Origin of the sequence: Nocardiopsis sp. NPDC006198 (assembly GCF_040613895.1) — a bacterium.
Lineage (GTDB): Bacteria > Actinomycetota > Actinomycetes > Streptosporangiales > Streptosporangiaceae > Nocardiopsis > Nocardiopsis tropica.
In genome coordinates, this window is the sequence record NZ_JBEXSY010000032.1 from 1 (window position 1) to 12,061 (window position 12,061).

Sequence of the window (12,061 nt, forward strand, 5' to 3'; positions counted from 1 at the left end):
GGGTCGGCCGCCGCTAGGCGGCCACGTCAACCGATTCGGGCACGGGCCGGACACTAGCCGAGCCGCGAGGGTCCCGCGGGACGCCGCCCGGCGGTGCGGAAAGGGCCCCCGGGAGCGGGCCGGTGCCCGGGCTCGGGCGGAGGGGTCAGCGCGTTCCCCACGTGACGGCGGTGGCGGGGCCGACCCGGTTCCCACCGGGCTCCCACTCCACCTGGCCCCCGCCGTCGACCTTGACGAGCTTCCACTCGGTGTCGGCCTCCAGCGCGACGGCTCCGGACCAGGTGCCGTCGCCCCCGTCCGCCAGGGCGACCCCGTCAGCGGGGTTCCACGAGCCGAGTCCGGGGGTCTCGCCGACGACGTGCACCACCTGGCCCGGCCGGGTGTCGACCGTCGCGGTGAGGGTCCCGCCGGGTTCTCCCGGGTCGGTGCCGCCGCAGCCGTCGGGGTCGTCGCACTCCCCGCCGACGTGGAGGGCCACGGCGCCGTCCGCGGGCACCCGTGCGGTGACGCGGCCGCCGGCGACGGTGACGGAGCCCTCGCCCGCGGCGTTGTCGTAGGTCCCGTCGGGCAGGCCGGTCGCGGCGTTCAGGTCCCAGGCCTGGCCGGAGGCGTTGAAGGCGGCGAATCCGCTGCCGCCCCGGTCGAAGGCCACCCGGGACGAGCCGTCCCGCGCCCTCTCGGCCAGCGGGGCGTCGCCGACCGCGTTGCGGAAGGCCGCCATGCCGGCGACGGTGCCGTCGCGGTGCTCGCAGACCCAGTCGGCGGAGGCGCAGTCGGCGTCCTCGGTGATCCATCCGGCGGGGTTGCCCTCCACCGTCCCGACGCTGGGCGGTCCCTCGGTCTCGTTGTCGCCGAAGGCGTAGCTCGACATCACCACGGGGGTGCCGTAGGGGTGGGCGAGCATGAAGGCCGTGGCGAGGTGGTAGCGGTCGCCGTCCTTGTGGGTGAGCGTGGGCTCGTAGCGCTGGGTGTCGTGGTTGTCGATGAACACGACGGCCTGGTCGGAGGAGAGCCCCCCGTACTCGGGCATCGCGGTCAGCCCGGCGATGTCGCCCCCGGCGAACCTCCGGGACACGTCGCGCTTGTAGTCGAAGTTGGTGACCTGGCCGTAGGGCGTGTAGGCGGTGTAGGGGATCGTGGCGTCGCCGTAGACCTCGTGGTAGACGCGCGGCCGCCCGCCGAACCCGGGGACATCGTCCAGACCGCCGAAGATCGCGCCGATGTCCTCCTCGGGGACGTGCTTGGAGGCGTCCACCCGGAAGCCGGCCACGCCGAGGCCGACCAGTCCGTTGAGGTAGCGGGTGATCTGGGCCCGGACGTGGGGGCTGCCGGTGTCGAGGTCGGCCAGGCCCAGGAGCTGGCAGTTCTGGATCTCCTCCTTGTTCCCCCAGTCCGCGATGTCCTCGCGGCAGGGGCTGAAGTCGCCGTCCCCGAAGGCGGCGGAGCCGTCGCCGAACAGGTCGGGGTGGTCGTACTTGGCCCACCGCGTCCCGTTGCTGCCGGTCCCGGACCCGTCACCGGTCATGTGGTTGACGATCGCGTCGGCGTAGATCCTCACGCCGCTGTCGCGGCAGGTGGAGACCATCGCGGCGAACTCCTCGGCGGTGCCGCGGCGGGTGTTGCCGATGCTGTACGAGGTGGGCTGGTAGTCCTGCCACCAGGGGTGGTTCCCTCCCTCGGCGAAGGGGATGACGACGTGCTCCTGGGGCGGGGAGACCTGGACGGCGCCGAAGCCGTTCGGTCCGAGGAAGTCCTCGCACTCGGCGGCGACGGCGTCCCAGCTCCACTGGAACAGGTGGACGACGGTCTCACCGCTGTCCGCCTCCGCGGCGGGGGCGGGCGCGGCCTGGGCCGGCGGGGGGTCGATCGGGCCGGGGGCGGTCAGCAGGCCGGCTCCCAGCAGGACCGCCGCGGCTGCTGCGCCGGGGCCTCGTGTACTCATGTGCGCTCCTTGGGGGGGTGCGCGGCGGGGCCGTCGAGCCCTGCCGCCATGCCCTTGCAGTATTTGCAAGTTCTTGCATGGGAGTGACGAAGCTAACAGAACGACCCGTCCTTGTGAACAGCTGGTTTCGGCCGGAACCCTCCCCTCACCCAGAGCGACGATCTCCGCACTGACGTGCGACGACGAGGCCGATGACGTGCGGCGACCACTGCCGTCGCCACCCGGCCCCGCACCGTGAGCTGGACGGATGCGGCACCGTCCGTGTGCGGACGACGACAGAAAAATTCTGCAAGGTTACCGAAAGACACGCACAAAAAACCGGTGACGGTGCGGATCGCGGGATCCGTACCGCCACCGGCTCCCCCCGGACGGCCTACGGGAGCCACCCCCGGAGGTTCTGCGCGGGGAGGCGCTACCAGAAGACGGCCACGCCGATGTTGACGACGGCGAGCACGCCCGCGACGATCGCGAGGTTCCTGGCGGGCTTGCGCAGGTTCAGGACGCCCAGCACCACGACGGCGAGGGCGACGACCAGCTTGACGGCGATCTTGACGTGGTCCAGCTCGGAGAGGTCGGCCATCTCGGCGACCCCCACGAGGAGCAGTCCGGTGACGAACTGGAGCAGCGAGCTGTGCAGCAGGACCTTGGGCGCCTTGGCGTTGTCGGTCATGAGCTGCATGAGGAAGCCCGCGATGATGCCGGCCAGGCCGAGCATGTGGAGGAAGACGAGCGCGGAGTAGAGGATGTCCATGGCCATACACTACTACGAGCCGTAGTTTTAGATTCCGGTTTGATGACACACCGACGTAACAAAACCGGCGCCCGGCCTCCCCCTCGGCTCACCCCCTGCGCAGAACCCCCCTCCGCCGCCACATCAGCCAGGCCAGCCCCACCACCAGGGCCGCCCCCACCGACCTGAGCAGCCACTCCCGGCCGACGTACTCCGAGACCCGGGACATCGCCGTGACCTCGGTGACGACCACCGTGTTGCTGGCGCACGCGGCCGGGTCCGCGTCGCGGTCGAGCAGCAGGCAGGCCGTGCTCATCACCCTCTTGTCGGGCACGGCCCCCTCCGCCACCCGGGCCCGCACCGTGTACACGGCCTCCTCCCCCGCCGGGACCTCCACCCGCCAGTTCACGATGCCCTGGTCGGCCGACCCCCCGCCGTCGACCTCCAGGACCTCCAGCTCCTCCGGGAAGTGCTGGGCGAGCAGCGCGCCCCGGACCGGGTCGCCGTCGCTGTTGGCCACGGTCGTGCGCAGGGTGACCTCCTCGCCCGGGTTGGCCGGCTCGTCGCCCACCACCACCGACAGCCCCACCAGGGGCATCCGCCCCTCCTCCCCGGGGGCCGACCCGGGCAGCCCCCGGGGGTTCTCCTCCGCGGACGCGGGCGCGGCGGCCAGGCCGACCGCCACCAGCCCCGCCGCGAACGCGCCTCCCCATCCGGACACCGTGCTCCGACTGCTTCCCCGAACGAGCCGAGCCATCCCGTGCCTCCTGTGTGTTCGCGATCCGACAGCACTAGACAACTACGGGTGACCGCCGGAACGCGTGCGGTGACACGCCCCGGGCGGGCGGTCTTCTTCCCGTCCCGGGTCGGAAGGGGCGTCTTAGCCCGTTCCGGGTGCGCCCGGGCGGAACCCGGCCGCGGGACGGGGCATCCTCCCGATGCCCCGGAGCGGCTCTTAGGACGATCGTGGACACCAGGACGGCGGGACACGGGGTCCGCGCCGACGGGGAGAGGACACACGATGTTCCACAGTGAACTGCTCGCTGCCAACGCCCGGATGATGACGGAGCAGCGCGTCCGCGAGATGGCCGACGTCCGCGCCGCGCTGAGCGCCCGGGCCGAGCTGCGCGCCCGGCGCCGGGAGGAGCGCCGCCGGGGCGGCCTCCTCCGCGCCCGCCGGCGCTACGGCCGGGCGGCCTGACCGTGGGGTCCCCGAACCCGCCGGCGACCGCTCCCGCCCCTGCGGCCCCGGGTCCTCCCGGGGCCGCCGCCCTTTCCCGGCCGGCCCCGCACGGCGGCGCGGGGCCCGCCGGCCGCGGAACGCGGGACGGGTCTCCCGGGCGGACGGCGCCGGTGGTCCCGCCCGGGCGAAAACCCCTGGAAGAGTCACCTGCGCTCGACATAATGGGCGATATGCCCCTACTTGCCGATATCAGTACCGTCTTCGTCGGCCGTGAGCCCGAGCTCCGGCTCCTCCGCGACCACGCCGCGCGCTGCCACGGCGAGGCGTCGGGCATGGTCCTGGTCGGCGGCGACGCGGGCGTCGGCAAGAGCCGCCTGGTCGGCGAGTTCGTCTCGGCCCTCCCCCCGGGGACGGTGTTCACGGGCGGCTGCCTCCAGCTCGGCGTGGACGGCCTGTCCTACGCGCCCTTCACCGCGGTCCTGCGCCAGCTGCTGCGCGAACGCGGACGGGCCGCCTTCGAGGCCGCGGCGCCCGGGGGCCTCGGCGAGTTCGCCCGCCTCCTCCCCGAGCTGGGCGACGTGCCGGTCCAGCGCCCGGAGAACCGCGGCATCCTCTTCGAGCAGGTCCTGCGCCTGCTCGACCGCGCGGCGGAGGGCGGCGGGGTCACCGTCGTCCTGGAGGACCTGCACTGGTCGGACCACGCCACCCGCGACCTCCTCGTCTTCCTGGTCCGCAACCTCGACCTCCCCGGCGTCCAGATCATCGCCACCTACCGCAGCGACGACCTCCACCGCAGCCACCCCCTCCGCCGCCTCCTCCCCGAACTCCAGCGCGCGCCGGGCGTCGAGCCGCTGCGGCTGGGGCCGCTCAGCCGCGCCGAGGTCGGGGCCCAGGCCGCCGCGATACGGGGCTCCGCCCTCACGCCCCACGAGACGGACGAGCTGTACCGGCGCACCGAGGGGGTGCCCCTGTTCGTCGAGGCGCTGGCCTCGGCGGCGGTCGACCGGTCCGGCGAGGGGCCGGAGGTGCCCGACCAGTTCCGCGACCTGCTCCTGGAACCGCTCCACCGCTTGGACGCCACCGCCCTGTCGGTCCTGCGGGTGGCCTCGGTCGGCGCCGTGTCGGGCCTCGTCGAGCACGAGATGCTCCACCACGCGGCCGGACTCCCCGAGCGGGAGCTGGAGGCCGCCCTGCACACCCTGGTCGACTCCAACGTGCTGCGCGCGGACCGGACCGGCTACCGGTTCCGGCACGCCCTCCTGCGCGACGCCGTGCACGAGGAGATCCTCCCCGGCCCCCACGCCCGGCTGCACATGCGCTTCGCCCAGCTCATCGACGAGTACCCCGACTCCGTCCCGTCCGACCGCCGCGCCGCCGAGCAGGCGCACCACTACAACGCCGCCCAGGAGCTGCCCAGCGCCCTCCAGGCGTCCTGGTGGGCGGCGGTGCGCGCCGGCGACACCCTCGCCTACGGCGAGGAGCTGGCCATGCTCGAACGCGTCCTGGCCCTGTGGGACCGGGTCCCGGACGCCCGCGAGCGGGTGCAGGGCAGGAGCTGGGCGGAGGTGGTCGGCCTGGCCGCCGGCGCCGCGGTGGAGGCGGGACGCCACCGGCGCGCCGTCGAACTCGCCGACGAGGCCCTGGCCTCCCTGCCCGAGGACGGCGACGGCGACGCGACGCGGGCCGTGCGGGCGCAGCTGCTGCGCCGCCGGGGCATGGCGCGCTCCCAGGAGGCCCGCGGCGGGGGCATCGCGGACCTGACCCGGGCCCTGGAGCTCCATCCGCCCCACATGCCCGGGTACGCCCTGCTGCTGTCCATCCTCGCCCGGGAGACCGCGCTCCACAGGATCGACCGGGAGGAGGGCCCCGACCGGGTGCGCCTGCGCGAGCTGGAGCGGGCCGGGTGGACCTCCCGGGGCCTGGCCGAGAAGGCCCTCGCCCTGGCCGACCCGTCCCGGTCCTGCGACATGAGCGCGGCGGCCGACGCGCGCATCACCCTGGGCGGCCTCCACATGCAGGCGGGGGACCTGGAACGGGGGCGCCCGCTCATCGAGGCGGGCATCCGCCACGGCGCGGCGACCTCGGACCCCTCCCTGGAGGCGCGCGGAGCGGGCAACCTCGCGCACTTCCTCCGGGAGCTGGGCCACCACACGGAGGGGCTGGCGGTCCTGGAGGAGTCCCTGGCCCGCCACGAGGCGATGGGCTGGGCCTCGGTCCACAAGACGTTCAACCACCAGAACCGGGCCGAGATCCACTTCGAGCTGGGCAACCTGGCCGAGGCCAGGAGGATCGTCGAGCCGATCCTGCGCACCAGCTCCGCGAACACGCACCACACCTACATCGACGCGGTGCTGGCGCGGGCCGCGGCGGCGCAGGGGGACCTGGCCGCGGCCCGCCGGGCGGCGTCGGCGGCGGAGCGGGAGCGGGCGCTGACCGGCTCCCGGATGAACATCGTGCAGCTGGCCGTGCTGGCGCAGCTGGAGACCGACCTGGTCGAGGGCTCCGTCGGCGCGGCGCTCTCCCTGTCGGAGAGCGCGCTGGACCGGATGGCGCTGGAGGCGGCGCACGGGTACACGTGGCCGCTGGCGGACGTGATGTCCGAGGCCGTGCGCCGGGCCACCGCCCCCGGTCCGGGCTCCGTGGCCGGCCGCCCGGCGGAGACGGTCGCGCTGGCTCGCCGGGTGGGCGCCCTGGTGGCCGGGGTGGTGTCGTCGATGCCGTCCCACGGAACCGCCCAGGAGGCCTACCGGGAGTCCGTGCGAGCCCGTCTCGGGGAGGCGGACGGCGCGGGGCCCGGGGAGGTCCTGGAGCGGTGGTCGACCGCGGTGGCGGCGTGGGAGGCCACGCCGATGCGGCTGCACCTGGCCGCGGCGCGGCTGCGCGCGGCCGGGGCGGCGGTGGCGGCCGGGGACCGCCCGCGGGCGGCGTGCCTGGTGCGTGGGGCGCACGGGGCGGCCGAGGCCTGCGGCGCGGTGCCGCTGGCCAACGCCTCCGCGGACCTGGCGCGGAGGATGGGGGTCGCGCTGGGGGACGGCGGCGCCCCGCCCGCCGCCCCGTCGGGTCTGACCGCGCGGGAGAGCGAGGTGGCGCGGCTGCTGGCGGCGGGCGGCACGAACGCGCAGATCGCCGGTGAGCTGTTCATCTCGGCCAAGACCGCGAGCGTGCACGTGTCCAACATCCTGGCCAAGCTGGGCGTGCCCAACCGCACCGCCGCCGGGGCACGGCTGCGCGAACTCGGCCTGGGCTGACGCCGTCCCCGGCGGCGGCCGGACCGGTCCCGGCCGTGTCCCGCGGGGCTGCGCGGGCCCGCGTCCGCCGGGCCGGTCCGCGCGCGGGGGCCGGTGTGGCGAAGGGCGCGTGCGTCGTCGGCCCCCGGTCCCCCGCCACAGGTCATAATGCGTGTGCGGGGGCTGTCCGGGCAGGCTGGTTGGCGTGTGCGGAAATACCCCGGAAATATCCGCACGGCACACTGGCCCTGGGACACCGTGCCCGGCCCGGCTCCGCAGGCAGCGGACCGGCGCCGGACCGACCGGCAGCGAGGAAGGTTGATCGTGAATCGACAGCAGGAATTCGTGCTCCGCACGTTGGAGGAGCGCGACATCCGGTTCGTGAGGCTGTGGTTCACCGACGTGCTCGGGTACCTCAAGTCCGTGGCGATCTCCCCCGCCGAACTGGAGGCCGCCTTCTCCGAGGGCATCGGCTTCGACGGCTCGGCGATCGAGGGGTTCGCCCGCGTCTACGAGGCCGACATGCTGGCCCAGCCCGACCCGTCCACGTTCCAGGTCCTGCCCTGGCGCAACGAGCCCCACGGCACCGCGCGGATGTACTGCGACATCCTGATGCCGGACGGCTCCCCGTCGCCGGCGGACCCGCGCCACGTGCTCAAGAGACAGCTCGGCAAGGCCTCCGACCTGGGGTTCACGTTCTACACGCACCCCGAGATCGAGTTCTACCTGCTGAAGAAGATGCCCGAGATGGGCGAGTTCCCCGAGCCGAACGACTCGGGCGGCTACTTCGACCACACCCCGCACAACAGCGCGCACGACTTCCGGCGCAACGCCATCAACATGCTGGAGGCCATGGGCATCTCCGTGGAGTTCAGCCACCACGAGGGCGGTCCCGGGCAGCAGGAGATCGACCTGCGGTACGCGGACGCGCTGACCACGGCCGACAACATCATGACCTTCCGGCTCGTGATGAAGGAGGTGGCGCTGGAGCAGGGCGTCTACGCGACGTTCATGCCCAAGCCGTTCACCGAGTACCCGGGTTCGGGCATGCACACCCACCTGTCGCTGTTCGAGGGCGACCGCAACGCCTTCTACGAGCCCGGGGCGGACTTCCAGCTGTCCAAGGTGGGCCGCGGGTTCATAGCGGGCCTGCTGCGCCACGCCGACGAGATCACCGCGGTCACCAACCAGTGGGTCAACTCCTACAAGCGCCTGTGGGACGACCCCGCGGCCTCCGCCGGGATGGGCGGCGAGGCCCCGGCGTACATCTGCTGGGGCCACAACAACCGCTCGGCCCTGGTGCGCGTGCCCATGTACAAGCCCGGCAAGTCGAACTCCAGCCGGATCGAGATCCGCTCGCTGGACACCTCCTGCAACCCCTACCTGGCCTACGCCGTCATCCTGGCCGCCGGGCTGAAGGGCATCGAGGAGGGCTACGAGCTGCCCCCGGGCGCGGAGGACGACGTCTGGGCGCTGACCGACGCCGAGCGCCGCGCGCTGGGCATCCGGCCGCTGCCCCAGAGCCTGGACGAGGCGCTGCGGATCATGGAGAACAGCGAACTGGTCGCCGAGACCCTGGGCGAGCACGTGTTCGACTTCTTCCTGCGCAACAAGAAGGCCGAGTGGAACTCCTACCGGCGGCAGGTCACGCCGTACGAGCTCCAGCGGTACCTGCCGACGCTCTAGGTGTAACGACCACGGAGGTCGGTGACACCCGCCCCTCCCGTCACAGGCGAAGAGGGCCTCCGGCACCGGTGTGGACGGCGACATCCGCCACCGGACCGGAAGGCCCTCGGCGCCCCGCACCACCCACGCCGACGCCCGCCCCGTGGACGACGCCGACCGGCGGGCGCCCGCGCGCGCCCCGGCGGACCCGGACCCGTGGGACGCCGGGGCGGGCCGCGCCCGGCGCCGGGTCAACCCAGGCCGAGTTCGCGGGCGCGCACCGCCGCCGCGTTGCGGTTGGACACCCCCAGCTTGGCCATCATGTTCGTCACGTGCACGCTCACCGTCTTCGCCGAGATGAACAGCGCCTCGCCGATCTCCCGGTTCGTGCGCCCCTTGGCGACCTCGGCCAGCACCTCCGCCTCACGCGGCGTGAGACCGGCGGGCCGTCCGCCCCCGCGAGGGGCGACGGTGGCGGACGCCCCCGCTCCCCCGCCGGGGGGCGACCCGTCGGTGAGGGCCGGGGGGACCGGGGCGGCCCCGACCGCGGCGGGCCGCGCGGGGTCGGGCAGCCCGTGGCGCAGGAACAGCCGCTGCGCCTGGCGCGCGAACAGCCACAGCCCGTACCGGCGGGCGAGGCGCCCGGCGACGGCGAGGTGGGCGCCCGCCCGTCCCCGGTCGCCGGCCCGCAGGGAGGCTCGTGCGGCGACCAGCCGGATGCGCCCCTCGGTGAGCACGTCCTCCCGGTCACCGGCCAGGGAGACCGCGGCCTCCGCCTCGGCCAGCGCCTCCCCGGGGTCCTCACCGATCTGGGCCATGACCTGGTGGCGCAACAGGAGGAGTCCCGGGTGCCGGGTGCCGTGCGGGAACCCGTCGAAGACCTCCCGGAGCCCTGAGGCGAGGACGCGGACCTCCCCCTCCCGGCCCGGTTCCCCGCGCAGGAGGTCGACGGTGTCGCCCACCGGGGACAGGCCGAGCACGTACAGCTCGTCGGAGAAGGGGGAGGGGTGGTCCTCGCCGCGGCCGAGCTGGGCCGTGGCCAGGTCGAAGGCCTCGCCGTAGCGCCCCTCCTCCGCCGCCACCTGCATGTCCGTGAAGCGGAGGGGAAGGTACTCGGAGGGCGAGCTGCTGTGCTCGGGCAGCAGCCTCCGGAAGTCCTCCATCGCCTCCCGGACCCCGCGCAGGTCCCACCGGTGGTGGGCGAGGTTCATCCGGAGGGTGCGGGCCCGCGCCATGAACACGGTGTCGCCGGTGATCATCGCCAGCCGCTCCTCGGCCTCCGCGAAACGGCCCTGGTGGGCGAGCCTGACCGCGATCCCCAGGTGGAAGGGGTCGCTCTGCGTCCGGGCCACGCCCAGTTCCGCGCAGCGGCGCAGCCCCTCCTCGACGACCCGGCCGTGCTCCTCCCCCCTGCCGATCCGCTGGAACGCGCCGCCCAGGTTGTTCAGGCCGCGCAGTTCCACTTCGGCGAAGCCCGACTCCCGGGCGAGGGAGATGCCGTCGGCCAGCATCCGCAGCCCGGCCTCGTGCTCCTCCGTGGAGGACAGGGTGCCGAGGGTGACGAGGAGGTCCGCCTCGCTGTAGCGGTCGCCGGCGGCGCGGGCCTGTTCCAGTCCGCGGAGCGCGCTGCGCCTGGCCTGCGCGTGGTGGTTGCGCATCATCAGGGTGGCGGCCAGGGTCGAGCCGACCGCGGCGGCGAGCGGATGGCCGTGGGGCAGGACGACGATGGCGTCCGCGAGGTCCTCGAGCGCGCCGTCCCTGCCCATCTCCTTGAGCGCGTGGGCCCGGGCGTGCCGGAGCCCGGCGATCAGCTCCGCGTTCCCGGGCGGCGGACCGCCCGGATCGTGGTACCCGGTGACGCCCAGTTCGCGCAGCCCGTCGGTGGCGTGGTCGACGGCGCGGCGCGGGTGCCCGGCGTCCAGGGAGGCGCGGGAGGCGCGGCGCAGCACCTCGCCGCGCGGCTCCCCGACCCTGGAGGCGGCGTCGGGGACCAGGTCCCACAGTTCCAGGACGCGTTCGAGCAGGGCCAGGTGCTCGGGGTGGGCGGCGGCGCTCGACGCGTGGCCTGCGGCCCGCCAGGCGGCGGTCAGGGCGAGGGGCTGGTCGCGGGCGGCGTGGGCGTGGTGGGCGAGCTGGACGGCGGCGTCGGCGGCGGACATGCCCGGCACCCCCTGCGCGAGGGCCTCGGCGTAGCGGCGGTGGGCCCGGACGCGCTCGCCGGGCAGCAGGTCCGTGTGGACGGCCTCCGCGAGGAGGGCGTGCCGGAAGGCGTAGCCGTCGTCGGTGGCGCGCAGCACCCGGGCGTCGGCGGCGCGGCGCAGTGCGTCGTCGAGCTGCTCCTCGGTGAGACCGGACCTGAGGGCGACGGCGGCCAGGAGGGGGTGGTCGACCCGGTCCCCCGCGGTGGCGGCCAGGCCGAGGACGCGCCGGGTGGTGTCGGGCAGGCGTTCGACGGTGGCGAGGAGGAGGCCGCGGGGTCCCTCCGGGATGGGGCCTCCGGTGGGGTCCTGGCTGTGGAGGAACGACTCCACGAACAGGGGGTTGCCGCCGGTGCGCTCGAGGAGGAGGTCGAGGGCGGCGGGGTCGAGTGCCCCGCCGCGGAGCGCGGACGCCTGGGCGGCGACCGCGTCGCGGTCGAGCGGGCCGACGTCGAGGCGGCCGACGCGGGGCAGGCGCTCGAGTTCGGGGAGGAGCCCGCGCAGGGGGTGGGTGCGGTGGATGTCGTCGGTGCGCACGCTGACCAGCAGGTGGACGGGGACGTCGCCGAGGTTGCGCAGGAGGAACACGAGCAGGTCGCGCGTGGAGGCGTCCGCCCAGTGCAGGTCCTCCACGACGACCAGGAGTCCGCCCGGCCGGGAGCGCTCCTCCAGGAAGGTCAGGACGGACTCGAAGAGGCGGGCGCGGCCGTCGTCCGCCCCCTCGGGCGCCCGGCCGAGTTCGGGAAGGAGCCGGGCCAGTTCCCGGCTGTGGGCGGCGGAGGGCGGCGCGCCCTCCTCCCGGGCGAGGTGGCGCAGCAGAGTGGTGAAGGGGGCGAACGGGACACCTTCGGCGCCGAGTTCGAGGCAGCCGCCGACCGCTGTGCGGCCCGCGTCCGCGCGTGCCAGGTACTCCTCGATGAGCCGGGACTTGCCGACCCCGGCCTCGCCGCACACGAGCGTCGCGCGGGCGCCGTGTGTCCGGGCGCGGCGCCCGTCCCCGGCGAGGCGGGCGAGCAGGCGGTCGCGTCCGACGAGGACGGGGGAGGGGCCGTGGGACTGCATGCCGTTCAGTATGTCGGTTTCGCGGTGGGTCGCCCAGTGGCGGCGCATCCGGGC

General features: G+C 74.7%; 7 protein-coding genes. 3 read left to right on the top strand and 4 right to left on the bottom strand.

Annotated features, from left to right (window positions below; translation table 11 throughout):
* Positions 1-145: 145 nt before the first annotated feature.
* From ABZ234_RS20890 to ABZ234_RS20900, 3 genes are all read right to left on the bottom strand, one after another.
* Entirely contained in the window at positions 146-1,942 is a 1,797-nt protein-coding gene (locus ABZ234_RS20890; RefSeq protein ID WP_355013160.1) for an alpha-amylase family glycosyl hydrolase, read from the bottom strand.
* 412 nt (positions 1,943-2,354) lie between these two features.
* A complete protein-coding gene (locus ABZ234_RS20895; RefSeq protein ID WP_267948842.1) occupies positions 2,355-2,693 on the bottom strand; it encodes a hypothetical protein in 339 nt (112 codons plus the stop codon).
* 88 nt (positions 2,694-2,781) lie between these two features.
* Positions 2,782-3,429: a hypothetical protein gene (locus ABZ234_RS20900; protein WP_267948841.1), complete on the bottom strand. Its 648-nt coding sequence runs from the start codon at positions 3,427-3,429 to the stop codon at positions 2,782-2,784.
* A 264-nt stretch (positions 3,430-3,693) separates the two neighbouring features.
* Here ABZ234_RS20900 and ABZ234_RS20905 point away from each other — a divergent pair, with 264 nt between their 5' ends.
* The 3 genes from ABZ234_RS20905 to ABZ234_RS20915 all read left to right on the top strand — a co-directional run bounded on the left by ABZ234_RS20905 (position 3,694) and on the right by ABZ234_RS20915 (position 8,768).
* Positions 3,694-3,873, top strand: a complete 180-nt coding sequence (locus ABZ234_RS20905) for a hypothetical protein (protein WP_267948840.1) — start codon at positions 3,694-3,696, stop codon at positions 3,871-3,873.
* A gap of 212 nt (positions 3,874-4,085) precedes the next feature.
* Positions 4,086-7,103, top strand: a complete 3,018-nt coding sequence (locus ABZ234_RS20910; RefSeq protein WP_355013161.1) for an AAA family ATPase — start codon at positions 4,086-4,088, stop codon at positions 7,101-7,103.
* Positions 7,104-7,406: 303 nt separating this feature from the next.
* Complete coding sequence (locus tag ABZ234_RS20915) at positions 7,407-8,768, top strand: glutamine synthetase family protein (protein ID WP_267948838.1); 1,362 nt, start codon at positions 7,407-7,409, stop codon at positions 8,766-8,768.
* 230 nt (positions 8,769-8,998) lie between these two features.
* Here the strand turns inward: ABZ234_RS20915 and ABZ234_RS20920 are convergent, their stop codons facing one another.
* The gene (locus tag ABZ234_RS20920; protein ID WP_355013162.1) at positions 8,999-12,007 is read right to left on the bottom strand and encodes an AAA family ATPase; all 3,009 of its coding nucleotides are present in this window, start codon (positions 12,005-12,007) and stop codon (positions 8,999-9,001) included.
* Positions 12,008-12,061: the final 54 nt, after the last annotated feature.

What these genes read in the sequence shown, in the direction of transcription:
- ABZ234_RS20890 (WP_355013160.1), bottom strand. Translation starts at nt 1,942, where the DNA reads ATGAGTACACGAGGCCCCGGCGCAGCAGCCGCGGCGGTCCTGCTGGGA.
- ABZ234_RS20895 (WP_267948842.1), bottom strand. Translation starts at nt 2,693, where the DNA reads ATGGACATCCTCTACTCCGCGCTCGTCTTCCTCCACATGCTCGGCCTG.
- ABZ234_RS20900 (WP_267948841.1), bottom strand. Translation starts at nt 3,429, where the DNA reads ATGGCTCGGCTCGTTCGGGGAAGCAGTCGGAGCACGGTGTCCGGATGG.
- ABZ234_RS20905 (WP_267948840.1), top strand. Translation starts at nt 3,694, where the DNA reads ATGTTCCACAGTGAACTGCTCGCTGCCAACGCCCGGATGATGACGGAG.
- ABZ234_RS20910 (WP_355013161.1), top strand. Translation starts at nt 4,086, where the DNA reads ATGCCCCTACTTGCCGATATCAGTACCGTCTTCGTCGGCCGTGAGCCC.
- ABZ234_RS20920 (WP_355013162.1), bottom strand. Translation starts at nt 12,007, where the DNA reads ATGCAGTCCCACGGCCCCTCCCCCGTCCTCGTCGGACGCGACCGCCTG.